The sequence below is a fragment of the Acidovorax sp. genome (assembly GCF_027492855.1).
Taxonomy (GTDB): domain Bacteria; phylum Pseudomonadota; class Gammaproteobacteria; order Burkholderiales; family Burkholderiaceae_C; genus Acidovorax.
In genome coordinates this window covers 80,572-98,032 of the sequence record NZ_JAPUDY010000108.1, presented here as the reverse complement: position 1 = coordinate 98,032, position 17,461 = coordinate 80,572, and the positions used below count along the sequence as shown (strand labels likewise).

Sequence of the window (17,461 nt, the reverse complement as noted above, 5' to 3'; positions counted from 1 at the left end):
GTGGTGGGTTATGGGGTTGTGGTGGTGTCAGCGGGCATCCAGGGGCACGGTGTGCTTGCCTTTGATGCAGTACGAGCGCCCCCTGAACGCGGCAATCGCCTCGCCCTGCTGGTTGCGCACATTCACGTCGTACACGCCGGTGCGCCCCGCCAGGGAAACCTCATGGGCCTCGGCCGTGAGGAGGTCGCCCTCGCGCGCAGGCGCCAGAAAGTCGATGGACAGGCCCGAGGCCACGGTCATCTCATTGCGCGAGTTGCACGCGAACGCGAAGGCAGAGTCCGCCAGCGCAGTGATGAAGCCGCCGTGGCAGGTCGCAAAACCATTGAGCATGTCGGCGCGCACCACCATCGTGAGCGTGGCCTGGCCCGGCCCCATGGCCGTGATGCGGATGCCCAGGCCCTGGGTCGCGCGGTCGTTGGCCAGCATGCCGCTGCGCACGTGCTCGGCAATCGCCTCGGGGCTTGGTGTGGAAGTGGAGGAATCCATGAATGCGTGTTCCTGCTCAGCGATCGGTGAAGGTGGGGGCACGTTTGCCGATGAATGCCTCGACACCTTCGCGGTAGTCGGCGGCCGCGCCCAGCGTGCGCTGCACGGCCGCCTCCTGGGCCAGGGCCTGGCCATAGTCCATCTGTGCCGCAGCGTCAATGGCATTGCGCGTGGCCACCAGCGCCTTGACGGGCATGGCCGCCAGGCGCTGGGCCAGTGCCTGGGCCTCATCCTGCAGGGCCGCGTCGTCCACGCAGCGCCAGATCAGGCCCAGGCGCTCAGCCTCGGGCGCTGGCAGCTTGTCGCCCAGCAGCGCCAGGCCCAAGGCCTGGGCGCGGCCCACCAGGCGCGGCAGCAGCCAGGTGCCGCCGGTGTCGGGCACCAGGCCGATCTTGGTAAAGGCCTGGATGAAACTGGCCGAGCGCGCCGCCAGCACCAGGTCGCAGCCCAGGGCCAGGTTGGCGCCCGCGCCCGCAGCCACGCCGTTTACCGCTGCGATCACCGGGACGGGCATGCTGCGGATGCGCAGGCACAAGGGACCGTAGAGCTTTTCGATCACGTCACCCAAATCCTTGGGCATGGCACCGGGCGTGAGGTCGGGCGCCACGGCGGGGTCTGCCAGGTCCTGCCCCGCGCAGAAGGCGCGGCCCGAGCCGGTCAGAACCACGCAGCGCACCTCGGCATTTGCGGCCGCTGCCTCCAGCGCCGCCAGCAATTGCGCATGCAATTCGGCGGTGAAGCTGTTGAGCGCGGCAGGCCGGTTCAGGGCCAGCGTTTGAACGGCGCCTGCCTGCGTCACGAGAACAAGGGGTTCGGACATGGGTGTTTTGCCTAGCAAATCGTGGGGGACGTTGTTTTGATCGGCCGCAAACATTATTGACCGACCGTTCGGTAGAGAATAGACTTTCCACAACCCTGATGCAAGTCAAAACCGCCAGGACAAACCCTTAACGGAGACAAATTCATGCCCTTGTTCGATGCCCACCGGACCCTGCTCGATGGCGCCCTCAACGCCCTGGCCACACGCGGCCACTGGACGCCTTTCCCCGAATCGCCCTCGCCCAAGGTCTATGGAGAAACCGGGCAGGCCGATGGCCAGGCCACCGTGGCCGCCCTGCTGGGCAAGGACTACCCGCTGCAGCAGCCCGGCGAGCAGGGGCGGCTGGCCACGGAGCAATCGCCCTACGGCGTGGCGCTGGATGTGCGCTACCCCGATTGCGACGTGCAGGCCCTGGTGGCTGCAGCCCAGGCTGCCGAACCCGCCTGGCAGGCGCTGGGCGCGCAGGGCCGCGTGGGCGTGCTGCTGGAGGCGCTGATGCGCATCCACCGCCGCAGCCATGAGATCGCACATGCCGTGATGCTGACCACCGGCCAGGGTCCGATGATGGCCTTCCAGGCCGGGGGCCCGCATGCGCAGGACCGCGCGCTCGAAGCCATCGCCTACGCCTGGAAAGCCATGGCCGACGTGCCCGGCGAGGCGCTGTGGGACAAGCCCCAGGGAAAAAACCCATCGCTGGTGATGCAAAAGCATTACGAAATCGTGGGCCGGGGCGTGGCCCTGGTGGTGGGCTGCGCCACCTTCCCCACCTGGAACACCTACCCCGGCCTGTTCGCCGCGCTGGCCACGGGCAATCCGGTCATCGTCAAGCCGCACCCCAACGCCGTGTTGCCCGCAGCGATTTCGGTGAGCATCCTGCGCGACGTGCTGGCCGAGCAGGGGCTGGACCCGAACACCGTGACGCTGGCCCTGAGCCCCCGCCCCGACACCACGCAGGCCCTGGCCACACACAGCGCGGTGGCCAGCATCGACTTCACCGGCAGCAACCAGTTCGGCCACTGGCTGATCGACAACGCCCGCCAGGCGCGCGTGTATGCCGAAATGGCAGGCGTGAACACGGTCATCATCGAGTCCACCGACCAGTACGCAGCCCTGCTGCGCAACCTGGCGTTCACGCTGTCGCTGTACAGCGGCCAGATGTGCACAACCACGCAGAACATCCTGGTGCCACGCGGCGGCATCACCACCGACGAAGGCCACAAGAGCTTCGAGCAGGTGGGCGCGGACCTGGCGGCCGCCGTGACCGAACTGGCGTCGAACCCACGCGTGGCCACCTCGGTGCTGGGCGCCGTGGGCTCACCCGACACTGTGGCTCGCATGCAGCGGGCCAGTGGCAAAGGCCGCCTGGTGCTGGCCTCACGCGCCCTGCCCCACCCCGAGTTCGCCAATGCGCAGATCCACACACCAGCGATCGTGGCGCTGGAGCAGGCCGACAGCGCCATCTACGGCGAGGAGTGTTTCGGCCCTGTCTCCTACCTGGTGGCCACGGACTCCGGTGCAGCCAGCCTGCAGGTGGCCGAGGCCACGCTGCGCGCGCACGGTGCGCTGACCCTGGGCGTTTATTCCACCGACCGCGCCTACATCGACGCCGCCATCGCGCTGGGCCGACGCACCCGCGTGGCCCTGTCCATCAACCTCACGCAAGGCGTGTTCGTGAACCAGTCCGCATCCTTTTCGGACTACCACGCCACGGGCGGCAACCCGGCGGCCAACGCCAGCTATACCAACCTGGCGTTTGTGGCGGACCGCTTTGTGGTGGTGCAGCGGCGCGAACATGTGCAGGCCGCGCCAGCGCAATGAGTAGCAAAACGCTACCAAATCAATAGCTGCTAGCGCTTATTTAATAAGCGCTAGCAGCCAAAAACACTCAAAACCTTCAGCGCTGCGGCATGTCCTTGACCGAATAGCCCAGGCTGACCGTTGCGTCGGCAGGGATCTCGGGCATCGTGGCGTTCCAGGCCTCCCACGCCGCGCGCATGGCCTGCAGCCGCTCGGGCTCCACGCTCGCGCGGTTGGCGCGTTCGCGCTCGTCCTGCGCCAGGTTGAACAGGTAGTCGTTGCCATCCACGCGCAGGTATTTCCAGTCGCCCTGGCGCATGGCGCGCTGGCCTCGATGGTTCATGCGCCAGAACAGCGGGGGCGCGTCCAGCGCGGCGGCATCGCGCAGCAGCGGCATCAGGGAGCGGCCGTCAAGCGGGTAACCCGGCGCTGGGGTCACGCCAGCGGCATCGAGCATGGTGGCCGACCAGTCCATGCTCATGCAGGTCTGCGCACTCACGCCGTCCGGCGCGATCACGGCGGGCCAGTGGGCGATCCAGGGCACGCGGATGCCGCCCTCGGTCAGATCCATCTTGCCGCCCACCAGGGGCCAGCTGTCCGAGAAGCGCTCGCCGCCGTTGTCACTGGTAAACACGACCAGCGTGTCGCGCGCGATGCCATGGCGCTGCAGCGCGGCCATGATGCGGCCGATGCCCTCGTCCATGTGGTGGATCATGCGGCGGTAGGTGTCGATGTTGCCGCCGTGCAGGTGAAAAAGGTTCGTTTTCACCTCCTGCGCCAGCGCTTCGTCGTCGCGCGTCTCCCAGGGCCAGTGCGGCGCCGTGTAGTGCAGGCTCAAAAAGAACGGTGTGTCCGCCTGCGCACCCGGCGCCATGCGCTCCACGTAGTCGAGCGCGCGGTCGGTGATGAGGTCGGTGAGGTAGCCGTCCTGCTGCTTTTCTTCTTCGCCCAGGTACAGGTCGTGCTGGCCGCTGGAGCTGCAATGCGTGAAATAGTCCACCCCGCCCGACATGGGGCCAAAGAACTCTTCATAGCCCGAGCGCAGCGGCCCAAATGCCGGGGGGTAGCCCAGGTGCCACTTGCCCATCAGCGCCGTGCGGTAGCCCGCCGCGCGCAACAACGAGGGCAGCGTGGGGTGCTCGGGCGGCAGGCCCAGGGTGGTGCTGCCCCGGCTCTTGCTGTTGATGGGCTCCTCGGCCGCACCGCGCAGGCGGTACTGGTAGCGCGCCGTCATCAGCGCAAAGCGTGTGGGCGAGCACACGGGCGAATTGGAATAGCCCTGCGTGAGTTTGAGGCCGTTGGCGGCCAGGGCGTCGAGCACCGGCGATACCGCGCCAAAGCTCGCTGCGCGCCCGCCATAGCAGCCGAGGTCTGCGTAGCCAAGGTCGTCGGCGACGATGAAGATGATATTGGGGCGTTGGTGCATGGGCTTCGTACCGGGTTCTAGGATCGCACTCAATCCACAACAACCGTTCGGGCTGAGTTCGTCGAAGCCTTGCGCGGCGCTTCGACAGGCTCAGCGTGAACGGTGGGGTGTGGGTTGGAAATGGACAATCAGGGCTTGAAGCCCGAGCGCTGCACCACCGGCGCCCACTGTGCACGGTAGGCCTTCAGCATAGCCTCGGTCTGCGCCATGGTCGCCGCCACGGGCTCCATCTTGGCAGCCTCGAACTTGCGCTGGGTGTCAGGGTCTTTCATCACTTCGTAGATCAGCCCGGCCAGGCGCTCGGCCTGGGCCTTGGGCATGGCCATGGGCGCAAAGAAGGTGTTCCAACCGGTGGCGGCCAGGTCCAAACCGCCTTCCTTGAAGGTAGGGATCTTTGGGTCCAGCGGGTTGCGCTTAGCGCCCGAAACGGCCAGGATGCGGAGCTTGCCAGCCTCGTGCTGGGGCAGCAGGGTGTCGAAGGTGTCGAACGCCACAGGCACCTGGCCGCCCAGCAGGTCATTGAGCAAGGGGGCCGAGCCCCGGTAGCCCACCACCTCGCCGCGCACCTTGGCGGCATCGCTCACCATCAGGCCGAAAAAATGCGGCAGGCTGCCCGTGGCGGGCACGCCGAAGTTGGCCTTGTCGGGGTTGGCACGCAGCCAGGCCATCAGATGCGACAGCTCTTTGACGGGCACGGCGCTGCCCACGGCCACACCAAACTCATAGCTGTTGACGTGGCTCACCGGGCGGAAGTCGCGCTCGGGGTCGTAGCCCGCGTCGGGGAACACCAGGGGCGCCACCAGCATCACGGCGGGGTTGGCCAGCAGCAGGGTGGGCTGGTTGGCGGGCGCGCTTTTCACGGCCTGGGCCGAGAGGCGGCCGCCCGCGCCGGTCTTGTTCTCCACGATCACGGGCGTGCCCAGCTTGGCGCCCAGCTTGTCGGCCACGATGCGGGCCACGCGGTCGCTGGAGCCGCCGGGGGCATAACCCACGACGATGCGCAGGGGCGCCTCTTGCGCCTGGGCCAGGGTGGCACACAGGGCGAGCGTGGCGGTCAGTACAGAGGCAGCAAGGGGTTTCCACATGGTCGAAAAGTCTCCAGGGGCAGGTGCAGGGACCCACGCGGCCGCGCAGGCAGGTTGATGGGCGGACTGTATTGGCCACACAATCAATTGATCTAATCAATTCTTGACCGGAAATACCCTGATGCGCGCGCCCGCCCCGGCACCCCCTGCTCCGGCCCCGCCCGGCCACCGCCTGACCGACCCGCAGGTGGCCAACGACCTGCTGATGTACCGGGTGAACCGCCTGTTGGCCGTGGCGGGCAGCCTGGTGGTGCGCCTGTGCGAAGGCGGCTACGGCATCACCCGGCGCGAGTGGGGCCTGCTGATGGTGCTGGCGCAGCAACCGGGCCTGCCGCCCGCCGAGCTGGCGTTGCGCCTGGGGCTGGACCGTTCCCGCACCTCGCGCGCCATCTCCTCGCTGCTGGCCAAGAAGCTCCTGACCCGCGACGCGATGCCCGGCGACAGGCGCCAGGCCGTGCTGTCGCTCACCCCTGCAGGCCAGGGGGTGCACGATGGCCTGTTCCCGCAAGTCAAGGCGCTCAACCAGGAACTGCTGGCAGGCCTGGACGGCACTACCGTGCAGGCGCTGGACCACGCGCTTGCCGACATGCAGCAGCGCGCCGAAGCGCTGGTCGCCACACGCACCGATGTGCCGCGCACCTACCGCCTGCGCGGTGGGCGGCATGTGGATGGCTGAGGACCACCCGATACACCCGCCCTTGCCACCCACCGCCCATCCTTCTACCCTTTCGCCACATCCCGCCCCTTCATGTCATCGCCATCCAGTTCTTTGTGGAGCCCCTTGCGCCAAACCGCCTTCCGGGGCCTGTGGATTTGCGGCGGGGTCTTTTTTGTGGGCAACGGCATGCAGACCATGGCGGCCGCCTGGCTCATGGTGGAGCTCACAGGCTCCTCGTTCCTGGCCGCGCTGGTGCAGACAGCCGTGTTCATGCCCATGTTTTTGCTGGCGCTGCCCGCAGGGGTGTTGGCCGACACCACCGACCGGCGGCGCCTGATCTCGGGTGCGCTGCTGGCGCAGGTGGCGGCCAGCGTGCTGCTCACGCTGCTGGTGCTGGGCGGCTGGGGCGGGGCTGCGTCGGTGCTGTTTCTGGTGTTCGTGTGCGGCTGCTGCACAGCGGTGCTCACGCCTGCATGGAACTCGTCGGTCATCGACCCCGTGCCGCGCGATGAATGGCCCCAGGCCATCACCGCCGTGAGCATTGCCTACAACGCCGCACGCGCCGTGGGCCCCACGCTGGCCGGGCTGATCTTTGCCCAACTGGGCGCGGGCTGGGTGTTTGCCGTCACGGTGACCACCACGCTGGTGATGTGGGACTCCATCCGCCGCTGGCCGCCCAAGGCGCATCCGCCCTCCAAGCTGCCCGCCGAGCGGCTGTGGGGCGGCACCTTGAGCGGCCTGCGTTTTGCCTGGCACTCACGCATGATCCTGGCGCAGTTGGTCCGGGTGATGGCTTTCAGTGCGGCGGGCTCGGCCCTGTGGGCGCTGCTGCCCGTGATTGCCCAGCGCCTGGGCACGGGTGCGCCGGGCTTTGGGCTGCTGATGGGCTGCCTGGGAACGGGCGCCGTGGGCGTGGGCCTGGTGCTGGGACGGCTGCGCGCGCGTTTTGGCATGGAGATCATCGTGGGCGCGGGCGGCATCGTGTTCGCCGCTGCCATGCTGGTGGCTGCGCTGACCCAGGTGACAGGGGTGGTCTATATCGCCATGCTGTTCGCGGGCGCGGCCTGGATGTCGGCCATGTCCACCTTCAACACCGCCACCCAGGCCAGCGCGCCGCAGTGGGTGCGCTCGCGCGCGGTGGCCATGCACATGGTGGCGGCGCTGGGCGCGTTTGCGATGGGCTCTGCCTTCTGGGGTGCGGCGTCGGACATCGTGGGCCTCACGCCCACGCTGTGCGTGGCCGCCGTGCTGATGGGCGTGGGCCTGCTGCTGGCCAAGCCCATGCCGCTGCGCATGGGTGGGTTGCATGAAGTGACGCAGGCCACGCCCTGGGACGAGCTCTTCATCGAAGCCGAGCCCCTGCCCGAGGCCGGCCCCGTGGCCGTGGAGGTGGGCTACCGCATCGCGCCGGGCACCGATGCGGCCTTCCTCGACACCATCAGCCGCATGAAGGCCCCACGCCGACGCGACGGCGCGACCTTCTGGCGCGTGTACAAAGACCTGGGCGAGCCCTCACGTTATGTGGAGCGCTTCATCGTCGAATCCTGGGCCGACTACCTGCACCAGCGCGCCCGCGCCACCATGGCCGACCAGGCGCTGGAAACCGAGGTGCGCACCTTTTTGGCACCCGGTGAGGTTGTGCGGATGTCGCACTACATCGCCGAGCGCTGAGCCTGCGCAAAAGAACGGCCCAGCGCGCCCTGCGACAATCGGGGCATGAGCTTCGCCCCCCTCTCCAACGACACCTTCCTGCGCGCCTGCCGCCGCCAGGCCACCGACTACACCCCCCTGTGGCTGATGCGCCAGGCGGGCCGCTACCTGCCTGAATACAAGGCCACGCGCGCCCAGGCCGGCAGCTTCATGGGCTTGGCCACCAACGTGGACTACGCCACCGAGGTCACGCTGCAGCCGCTGGAGCGTTTCCCGCTCGATGCGGCCATTCTGTTCAGCGACATCCTCACCGTACCCGACGCGATGGGCCTGGGCCTGTCGTTTGCCGAGGGCGAAGGCCCGCGTTTTGCCAAAGTGGTGCGCGATGAGGCCGCCGTGGCCGAACTGGCCGTGCCCGACATGGACAAGCTGCGCTACGTGTTCGATGCGGTGACCAGCATCCGCAAGGCGCTCAATGGCCGGGTGCCCCTTATCGGCTTCTCGGGCAGCCCCTGGACGCTGGCCTGCTACATGGTCGAAGGCAAGGGCAGCGACGACTACCGCCTGGTCAAGAGCCTGATGTACGCCCGCCCCGACCTGATGCACCGCATCCTGGCCATCAACGCCGACAGCGTGGCGGCTTACCTCAACGCCCAGATCGACGCGGGCGCCCAGGCCGTGATGGTTTTTGACAGCTGGGGCGGCGTGCTGGCCGATGGCGCGTTCCAGGAATTCAGCCTGGCCTACACCAAGCGGGTGCTGGCCCAATTGAAGCGCACCGGCGTGGACGGCACCGACGTGCCGCGCATCGTTTTCACCAAGGGTGGCGGCATCTGGCTGCCGGACATGAAGGACCTGGACTGCGAAGTGCTGGGCCTGGACTGGACGGCCAACCTGGGCCAGGCGCGCGCCATCGTCGGCGGCGCCGTGGGCGGCCCCGGCAAGGCGCTGCAGGGCAACATCGACCCCAACGTGCTGTTTGCGCCCCCCGCGCAGATCGAACAGCAGGTGCGCCACGTGCTCGACAGCTTCGGCACGCCGCACACCAACAAGGCCACGACCGGCCCTACGCACATCTTCAACCTGGGCCACGGCATCAGCCAGTTCACACCGCCCGAACATGTGGCGGCCCTGGTCGAGGCCGTGCACGGCTACTCCCGCGCGCAGCGCCAGGGTTAGAGCCCGCAGCCACCCTCGCCTGCGTGCGACATGGCGAGGGATCTTTGGCAAAACACATTTCTTCTGCAATGGAAGAAAACAGGCGCGGGCAGGCCGGGCGACAATGCTCCAGCGGCTTGAGAACCTGCTCGGCAGGGCTTACTTATGCACACAATTGGCGTAGCACCGAGGCCCCGCCAGCACCAAACCATATCTCGCAGGCGATACGATAAAAATTCTCAATACGCACGTAAGCCGTTGATTTTAAAAGGCCTCATGGCACTGCTTTTTTGGCGGGCATTCCAGCCAAAACACGGCCCGTCAAGGACTTGCGTGGCAAACACAGGGGATATCAACAAAGTTATCCACAGGAATTTTGGATTTCTTACAAATTTTCAATCAAATCAAGCACTTGCAGCCTACATCGCAGAAACACCTGGATATGGAGAACGTTGGCTAGCACAAATTTCATGCCTTCAAGCCCATTGACACCCGTTCGCTGTTTGACTTATGCACAAAAAACGTGATGCGGCGCAACATAAGCCATCCGGTGAGCCTTATCACAGAAATTGCGCCCGAAATTCTTCAGATGGTTGATTTATAAGGATTTTTTGGCGCTGCCAAATTTCTAGGCAATCTGTTCAAGGCCAGCATTCATGCGGGTTCGCAAGGCGTCAACCAGGGATGTCAACAAAGTTATCCACAGAAAAATGAGATTACTCACGCAACCCTTCAAATCAAGCACTTAGCAGCCACATCTCTACAACGCCTGCGCAAGCCTTCGCAACTCGCCATAGCCCGTGCCTATCTCTATCCATCCCGCCATCGTTCACGTTGCACTGCATACCCCCTCGCACAGCGGCGTGGGGGATTTGCTCAGCTACGCCAGCGAGCAGCCCCTGCCCCCCGGCACGCTGGTGCGGGTGCCGCTGGGCAAACGCGAGGTGCTGGGCGTGGTGTGGGATGCCTTTGATGCCACGGGCGAGCTGCCCGAGGGCGCCGCGATGCGGCCGATTGCGGGCGTGCTCGAGGGTGTAGCGCCGCTCGCCCAGCCCTGGCGCCGCCTGGTGGCCTTTGCCGCGCGCTACTACCAGCGCGCCCTGGGTGAGGTGGCGCTGGCCGCCCTGCCGCCGCAACTGCGCGACCTGCAGCCCGAACAACTGGCCCGCCGGTTGAAGCGCCCCGCCAAGGCGCAGGACGCCACCGAAGATGCTATACAAATAATAGCACTTACCGCAGAGCAGGAAAGCGCCAGGGCCAAAATTTCCTCTGAACTCGGCCCCTTCCTGCTGTTTGGCAGCACCGGCAGCGGCAAAACCGAGGTCTACCTGCGCTGCGTGCAAGAGGCGCTGGAGGCCGACCCCACGGCCCAGGCGCTGGTGATGGTGCCCGAAATCAACCTCACCCCCCAGCTCGAAGAACGCTTTTCCACCCGCTTCGCCCCGCGTTTTGGCAGCCAGGCCGTGGTGTCGCTGCACAGCGGCATGACCAACCCGCAGCGCCTGAAAAGCTGGCTGGCCGCACACAGCGGCACGGCGCGCATCGTGCTGGGCACGCGCATGGCGGTGTTTGCCAGCCTGCCGGGCCTGAAGATCATCGTGGTGGATGAGGAGCACGACCCCAGCTACAAACAACAGGAGGGCGCCCGCTACTCGGCGCGCGACCTGGCCATCTGGCGCGGGCGCGAACAGGGCGCCAAGGTGTTGCTGGGCTCGGCCACGCCCTCGCTGGAGAGCTGGCACGCCAGCGACCCGGCCGTGGGGCGCTATGTGCGGCTGGCCATGCCCAGCCGCATCGGCGCGGGCGCGCTGGCGCGCGTGCGCCGGGTGGACATGAACCAACAGCCACGCCGCGCGATCTTCAGCGCGCCGCTGCTGGCCGCCATCACCGAGCGCGTGGCACGCGGCGAGCAGAGCATGGTGCTGCTCAACCGCCGGGGCTATGCCCCCGTGCTGCACTGCGCCGACTGCGGCTGGAAAAGCGACTGCCCGCACTGCAGCGCGCACCAGGTGTTCCACAAGGCCGACCGCACCCTGCGCTGCCACCACTGCGGCTACACGGTGCGTGTGCCCCGCGTATGCCCCACCTGCGGCAGCCCCGACATCCACTCCATGGGCCGGGGCACGGAGCAGCTCGAAGAACAGCTCTCCGCCCTGCTGTCCGAAGTGCTGCGCCCCGACCGCACGCCCGCGCGCATCGCCCGCATCGACGCCGACACCACCAAGGCCAAGGGCGCGCTCGAAGCGCAACTGGCCCAGGTGCATGCGGGCGAGGTGGACGTGCTGGTGGGCACGCAGATGATCGCCAAGGGCCACGACTTTCGGCGGATCACCCTGGTGGCGGCTGTGCAGCCCGACGGGGCGCTGTTTTCCAGCGACTTCCGGGCGCCCGAGCGCCTGTTTGCATTGCTCATGCAGGCGGCGGGGCGGGCGGGCCGCGACGCCGCCTACATGGCCGCCCAGGGCACGGAATGCGAGATGTGGATCCAGAGCTTTCACCCCAAACACCCGGTGTATGAGGCGCTGCGCACCCACGATTACCCGGCCTTTGCCGCCCAGCAGCTACAGGAGCGCGAAGAGGCCGCCATGCCCCCGTTTGCCTACCAGGCCCTGGTGCGCGCCGATGCCCGCACGCAGGAGGTGGCCCAGGGCTTCCTCACGGCGGCCACCGCTGCCGCCCACGCGGCGGGCCTGCCAGGGCTGGAGGCGGTCACGCTGTTCCCACCCGTGCCCTTGACCATCCAGCGCGTGGCCAATGTGGAGCGCGCCCAGATGCTGATGGAAAGCGGGAGCCGCGCCGCCTTGCAGCGTTTTCTGGCCGCCTGGCAGCCCGTGCTGCAAACCACGCGCAGCGCGCCCGAGCACAAGGGATTGGTGCGCTGGCTGGTGGATGTGGACCCGTTGGTGATCTGATACGCGTTTAATCATTGTTTACAATTTGATTCAAGTTATTGACTATGATCAATAACTTTTTCGCGCCCCACCAAGGCAGCGTCGCAGCACGCTTTCCCGGTCGGTTCGCATCCCTTTCCCCATGAATACCTCCCTTTCCGAGAGCCAATGGCTGCTCCCCACCTCCTATAACCTGGGCCTGGTGGCCCTGTCCTACGCCATTGCCGTACTGGGCTCGTTTGTGGCGCTCACCGCCGCGCGGCGCATTCGCAGCAGCCAGGGCCTGCGCTGGAAGAACGTGCTGGCCGCGGGCGCCGCGCTGGGCGGCATCGGGGTGTGGTCCATGCACTTCACCGGCATGCTGGCGCTGCAACTGGGCATGGGTTCGGGCTACGCCATGGTCGAAACCCTGGTGTCCCTGGTCGCAGCCGTTGCCGCCACTTCGGTCGCGCTGGCCTTCGTCGCGCTGCGCCCCGACAGCAACCTGCGCGTGCTGATCGCAGGCGCGCTGCTGGGCCTGGGCGTGGTCTTCATGCACTACCTGGGCATGGCGGGCATGCGTTTTCCGGGGTTCATCGCCTGGTCGTGGGATGTGGTGGGCGTCTCGGTGCTCATCGCCGTCGTGGCGGCCAGCGCAGCTCTGTGGCTGGCTTTTCGCACACAAGGCGTGGCAGTGCGGCTGGCCGCAGCCTTGCTGATGGGCGTGGCCGTCTGTGCCATGCACTACACCGGCATGGCAGCGGCGGACTTCATCTGCACCGCGCCCCCCACCGATCGTTTTGCCACACCCAGCGGTTTTGCTGTGATCAGTTCCATGGAACTGGCCGCCCTCATACCGCTGGTGGCCATTGCCATGGCCGTGCTGATTGCCTATGACCAGATCCTGCAGAAAAATCTGGCGCAACCTCGCGCCAAGATTCAAGCAAAAAAGGCTTCTAGCGCTTGATAATCAAGCGCCAACAGCTATAAATTTTATAGCAACAATCTAGAGCATACGGGGCATCAGGCAGGAACGAATTGCCCATGCAGCCCCAGCGGCAGGCCATAGGGCAGTGTGACGCTGGCCACCGGCCCCGCATTCACCGCCTGCGCATCAAAAACGGACAGCGTCGTGCGCTCGGTGGGCCAGTGGTACGCGGTGCCTAGCACCCAGCCCCGGCCTTCCGCAGCACCTGCGGTGGCGGGCACATAGACATGCTCCTCCGCAATCCAGCCCGCGCCATAGCCATGGCGCTGCGGCTTTTCCTCGTTGCCCTGCAGCGTGAGCACGGTGTCAAAGCCGTGCACTTGCGCATTCATGCCCTGGCTGCGTGCCAACAAGGTGGTAAAACGGGTGGGCAAGCCGTTGCGCGCAGGGTGGATGCGCGGAAACTCCACCCCTGAGAGCCCCGTGTACTGCATACGCCCCTGGCCCGTGGCCGGGTTGAGCGTGATGTGCGCCCACCGGGTTGCGGGCGCCGCAGGGTTGCTGCCCCCACCATCCACATTCAGGCTGCGCAGTGTGTGCAAAAAGTCGGACTGCGCGACAAACCGTACCTGCACCGTACCGCCCTCTTCCCAGGCGTTGGCCAGGTGGAACAGGCCCGTGGCGGGCAGCTCGAAGCGCTGAACCTTGAAATCCGCCTTGTCCACCAGCAAGGCCACCAAAGGCGCCTTGTCGTCCCATTGATAGTGCTGCAGCGGGCTGCCCACGCCGGGCTGCCCATTGAACCGGAGCGGCATGAGCAGAAACACCAGGTGCCGCTCGGTGATGGCGAAGTCATGCACCATGTCGGCCTGCTCGGCGGCCAGCACATGCTGGCGGCGTAGCACCCCGTCCGGCGCGATTTCGTAGACCAGCAGTTTTCCGGAGCCCGGCATGTAGCCGAAATTCCACACCGTGCCATCTGGCGCCACACGGGGGTGGGCCGAGAAAGGTGCACCCTGTGTCTCTGGTGACCAGACCTTGAACCCCCGCGCCTGCAGCGTGGCAGGGTCCACCTCCAGGGCAGAGCCCGCTTCCCACAGCGCAAAAAGCCCGCGCTTCGCGGGCAGGGCCAGCAGGTTGATGTTGGCGGGGTTGACGGCGTCTGGCCCGCTGGGCCGTGGCGCACCGGGCAGCGTGGTGGCAAAACCCGAGTACAGCAGCCGTCCGGCCGCCTCTTCCTCCGTGAGCTTGGGTGTGGCCAGCAGAGCCCCCCGGTGCGAGATCCGGGGCGCAGTGGCAGGCGACGATGACCCCCCCTCAAAACGAAACGCCTGCAGCATGCCGTCGCCGTCGAACCAATGGTTCATGGCCACACCGCCCAACGCGCGCCGCGCGGGGCCGATGCGGTACAGCGTGCCCAGCAGCGCTGCGGGCCAGCGCCCCTGCACCGGCAGCGGGCCGCTGGCCAGCGGCGCTTTCAAAGGGCCGTCGTAGGGCGCAAAACTGCTGCGCCAAGCGTGGGGAGCATCAGCACTGTGGCCCAGTGCAGGCACCAGGCTGGCGCCCAGCGCTGCCAGAACGGCACGGCGTGGTGGATGGTGATGGGTCATCTTGGGCTCCTCAACCTACTTGAGCTCGATGGCCTGCTTTTCCGTACCCGCCCCCACACGGAAGGCCGCATCACCAAACAGCGGCGGGCCGACCGGGCTGCGCGCATTGCGGCTGAAGCCGTACAGCTCGGTGGGCAGGCCAAACAGATTGGTGTCCAGCTTCATGTTGCCGTTTTCGTCCAGAAACACCGAGACGGCGTATTCACCCTCCGGCAGCCCTGCAAACTGCACCACGGCCTTGCCATCACTGGACTGGGCGATGGCCGTCTGCAGCGGTTTGCCGCGTGGAAAACCTTCGCTCCGGTCGAAGAGCGCTGCCAGCACGGCGCCCTGCTTGTGCGCCGGAACGGCCACGTCGATGTGGAGATCGGCCGCGTGCGCGGCCAGGGAAGCCAGGGCGGCCAGGGAGACGATCTGTCTTTTCATGGAGGGCTTTCTGTGGAGTGACAAGCGCCCACTGTGCCCAGCCCGCCTCCGACCGGCGAGGCGTTTGCGACGAAATGCAGAAAGTGCGGCGCGAGATGCGCCTGCCCGGCAAAAAAGAAGCCCCCGGCAACCCGCCCAGCGCGGTTCAGGTGGGGCTGGCGCTCACACCAAAAGCGCCACCGCCGCCGAAAAGCTCAGAAAAGCCAGTGCCGTGGACACCAGGATGATGCGCGCCACACGCCCGTTGTTGGCGCCAAACTTCTCAGCCAGCAGCGAGACGTTGCTGGCGCTGGGCAGCGCGGCCAGCAGCACCAGCACCGTAAGCGCAAACGGCGTGAGCGGCACGCCGAGCGCCATCGCAGCCGAGCCCACGGCCCACACCAACAGCGGGTGCACCAGGAGCTTGGCCAGGGCCACAGGCACGTAGTCAGCGGCAGGCACCTGCTCGTGCTGGTTCATCTGCGAGCGCGCCAGCACAGCACCGATGGTGAACAACGCCACGGGCGAGGCCGCGTCGGCCAGCATGGCGATGGTTTTATCCACCGGGCCGGGCAGTTGGAACTGCAGGGCCGACGCCAGCGCCCCCAGGGCAATGGACCAAGGCATGGGGTTGGTGGCCATGCCCTTGAACGCGCTCTTGAGCGCCACGCCCACGCCATGGGTGCCTGCGCCGTCCAGTCGCGACAGGGCAATACACAGCGAACTGGTGACGACCATGTCCACCACGATGGTCAGGATGGCCGGGCCCGCGCTTTGTGCGCCCAGCAGCGCCACCAAAAGTGGCACCCCCATAAAGCCGGTGTTGGGAAAGGCGGCGACGAGTGCACCGAAGGCCGCGTCGTTCCAGCCGATGCGCGCATTGCGCGTGAGCGCCACGGTGGCGCCCACCATCACCAGCGCGCACAGCAGGTACACGCCCGCCACGGCCGGATCGAGCAGTTGGTGGATGGGCGTGCTGGCGCCAAAGCGGTACAGCATGCACGGCAGCGCAAAGTACAGCACGAAGGCGTTGAGCCCCGGAATGGCCGGCTGGGGCAGCACGCCGCGCCGCGCGGCCAGGTAGCCGCAGAGCACCAGCGCGAAGAAGGGGAAGGTGATGAGAAGGACGGAGAGCACGCGGCTATTGTCCGTGCTGCACGCCAAAGCTGCTGGCGGTGCGCCGCGCGGCGGTCAGCGCAAAGTCAGGCGGGCGCCTTCGCCAATGGCGAGCACGGGCATTCCGGCATGCGACTCACTCTTGCTGCTTGCGCTGCACAAACAGGTTGCGCTTGGCGTCCTCGGGGTAGGCAAAAGTCACGGCGCCGTTCTTGACCACGCCAATGACCAGCATGTTGGGCGTGACCGCATCCTTGTCCTCTTTGCTGAAAGGCTTGTCGTATGTGGCGACCACGCCGTAGTAGGTCTTCATCTTGCCTTCCAGCGACTCCTTGATGGCCTTGCCGGAGAGGTTGCCGTCACGGACACCAAAGAAAGAGTACATCAGCAGGTAGGTGGCGTCATAGGCGTTGGCCGCAGCCATCGGCACGGCCACCTTGCCGTGGTATTCGCGGGTGTAGCTCGACAGGAACGATGCCCTGCGCTCATTGCTCGGCTCGGCGATAAAGGTCTGCACCGTGAGCGCACCTTCGGCAGCTTCCTTGGCGCCTTCCAGGAAGTGGGGAAAAGACAGCGTCCAGGGCCCCACTTGAGGCACTTTCCAGCCCAGGGCCTTCTTGCTATTGGCGATGACGGCGTTCTCAGGCCCCACCGCGTAGCTGAAGACGACGTTGGCGCCTGCATGGCGCGCAGCCGCGAGTTCGGTCGTGAGGTCTTTCACACCCAGCTCAAAGCGCGCCACATACACGGGCTTGAGGTTCTTGGCGGCCAGCGCGGCCACCACATCCGCCTGGCCGCCCTCGCCATAGCTGGTCTTGTCGGCAAAGATGGCCACCCTGTTCCAGCCGCGCTTGACGATGTCGTCCACCAGAAACGGCGCCTGGATCGCGTCCCGCCCCTGCACCCGGAAGATGTAGCTGTCTGCCGCTGGATACTTGGCCGTCACCGCCGTGCCCGTGGTGCAAGGCACGACAAGCGGGCTCTTCGCGTTCTGAAACAGATCGATGGATTTGAGCGCCACGCCGGTGTTGCAAAAGCCGATGGTGGCGACCACCTTTTCGTTCAGCAGCTCCTGCGACACCTTGCGCCCTTGGTCAGGGTTGGCGTGATCGTCCTTGATCACCAGTTCCAGCGGTCGGCCCAGATAGCCGCCCACGGCATTGATCTCGGCCACGGCCAGTTTGATGCCGTTGAGCATGGGCACGCCAAAGTCGGCCGATGGGCCGGTGAACGGCCCCACCACGCCGATGCGCACGGGCGCATTGTCGACGACCTGCGCGTGGGCGGGCATCGCCAGCGCGCACCACGACGCCAACACCATGGCGCCGCGCCCGACAACGGACGAATGAAAGCGCAGGAGAGGAAAAAAACTCATCACGACAAGCCCATGCTCAGAAAGAGACAGTGAAACCTTGCAGTATCCAAACCCTGGCTGTCTGCGCAAGCAAGTTT

The 17,461-nt window shown here is 66.5% G+C and carries 14 protein-coding genes; 6 read left to right on the top strand and 8 right to left on the bottom strand.

Annotated elements, in window-relative coordinates:
- Positions 1-27: 27 nt before the first annotated feature.
- Together paaI and Q0105_RS21310 are read right to left on the bottom strand one after the other, a co-directional pair.
- On the bottom strand, positions 28-486 hold the full coding sequence (gene paaI, locus Q0105_RS21315) for a hydroxyphenylacetyl-CoA thioesterase PaaI (protein ID WP_298214883.1): 459 nt from the start codon (positions 484-486) through the stop codon (positions 28-30).
- A 16-nt stretch (positions 487-502) separates the two neighbouring features.
- Entirely contained in the window at positions 503-1,306 is an 804-nt protein-coding gene (locus Q0105_RS21310; RefSeq protein WP_298214881.1) for an enoyl-CoA hydratase-related protein, read from the bottom strand.
- 144 nt (positions 1,307-1,450) lie between these two features.
- Here Q0105_RS21310 and paaN point away from each other — a divergent pair, with 144 nt between their 5' ends.
- Positions 1,451-3,124 (top strand): phenylacetic acid degradation protein PaaN, encoded by a 1,674-nt coding sequence (paaN, locus tag Q0105_RS21305; protein WP_298214879.1) that lies wholly within the window; start codon positions 1,451-1,453, stop codon positions 3,122-3,124.
- Between the two features lie 76 nt (positions 3,125-3,200).
- Here the strand turns inward: paaN and Q0105_RS21300 are convergent, their stop codons facing one another.
- Both Q0105_RS21300 and Q0105_RS21295 read right to left on the bottom strand, forming a co-directional pair.
- Positions 3,201-4,529 carry a sulfatase-like hydrolase/transferase gene (locus Q0105_RS21300; RefSeq protein ID WP_298214877.1) on the bottom strand — a complete coding sequence of 443 codons (1,329 nt, stop codon included), beginning with the start codon at positions 4,527-4,529 and terminating at the stop codon, positions 3,201-3,203.
- A gap of 128 nt (positions 4,530-4,657) precedes the next feature.
- Positions 4,658-5,614 (bottom strand): tripartite tricarboxylate transporter substrate-binding protein, encoded by a 957-nt coding sequence (locus tag Q0105_RS21295; RefSeq protein WP_298214875.1) that lies wholly within the window; start codon positions 5,612-5,614, stop codon positions 4,658-4,660.
- A gap of 121 nt (positions 5,615-5,735) precedes the next feature.
- Between Q0105_RS21295 and Q0105_RS21290 the strand changes: the two genes are divergently transcribed.
- The 5 genes from Q0105_RS21290 to Q0105_RS21270 all read left to right on the top strand — a co-directional run bounded on the left by Q0105_RS21290 (position 5,736) and on the right by Q0105_RS21270 (position 12,917).
- Positions 5,736-6,290: a MarR family transcriptional regulator gene (locus Q0105_RS21290; RefSeq protein ID WP_298214873.1), complete on the top strand. Its 555-nt coding sequence runs from the start codon at positions 5,736-5,738 to the stop codon at positions 6,288-6,290.
- 72 nt (positions 6,291-6,362) lie between these two features.
- Positions 6,363-7,943 (top strand): MFS transporter, encoded by a 1,581-nt coding sequence (locus Q0105_RS21285; RefSeq protein ID WP_298214871.1) that lies wholly within the window; start codon positions 6,363-6,365, stop codon positions 7,941-7,943.
- 45 nt (positions 7,944-7,988) lie between these two features.
- A complete protein-coding gene (hemE, locus tag Q0105_RS21280; RefSeq protein WP_298214869.1) occupies positions 7,989-9,101 on the top strand; it encodes a uroporphyrinogen decarboxylase in 1,113 nt (370 codons plus the stop codon).
- 779 nt (positions 9,102-9,880) lie between these two features.
- Positions 9,881-11,992 carry a primosomal protein N' gene (priA, locus tag Q0105_RS21275; RefSeq protein ID WP_298214867.1) on the top strand — a complete coding sequence of 704 codons (2,112 nt, stop codon included), beginning with the start codon at positions 9,881-9,883 and terminating at the stop codon, positions 11,990-11,992.
- Between the two features lie 121 nt (positions 11,993-12,113).
- Positions 12,114-12,917 (top strand): MHYT domain-containing protein, encoded by an 804-nt coding sequence (locus Q0105_RS21270; RefSeq protein ID WP_298214864.1) that lies wholly within the window; start codon positions 12,114-12,116, stop codon positions 12,915-12,917.
- A 56-nt stretch (positions 12,918-12,973) separates the two neighbouring features.
- Here the strand turns inward: Q0105_RS21270 and Q0105_RS21265 are convergent, their stop codons facing one another.
- The 4 genes from Q0105_RS21265 to Q0105_RS21250 form a co-directional block, all read right to left on the bottom strand.
- On the bottom strand, positions 12,974-14,488 hold the full coding sequence (locus tag Q0105_RS21265; protein WP_298214862.1) for a carotenoid oxygenase family protein: 1,515 nt from the start codon (positions 14,486-14,488) through the stop codon (positions 12,974-12,976).
- 15 nt (positions 14,489-14,503) lie between these two features.
- Positions 14,504-14,914, bottom strand: a complete 411-nt coding sequence (locus Q0105_RS21260; protein ID WP_298214860.1) for a DUF2141 domain-containing protein — start codon at positions 14,912-14,914, stop codon at positions 14,504-14,506.
- A gap of 162 nt (positions 14,915-15,076) precedes the next feature.
- Positions 15,077-16,030 carry an AEC family transporter gene (locus Q0105_RS21255; protein WP_298214858.1) on the bottom strand — a complete coding sequence of 318 codons (954 nt, stop codon included), beginning with the start codon at positions 16,028-16,030 and terminating at the stop codon, positions 15,077-15,079.
- Between the two features lie 115 nt (positions 16,031-16,145).
- On the bottom strand, positions 16,146-17,300 hold the full coding sequence (locus Q0105_RS21250; RefSeq protein ID WP_298214963.1) for an ABC transporter substrate-binding protein: 1,155 nt from the start codon (positions 17,298-17,300) through the stop codon (positions 16,146-16,148).
- Positions 17,301-17,461 lie beyond the last annotated feature (161 nt).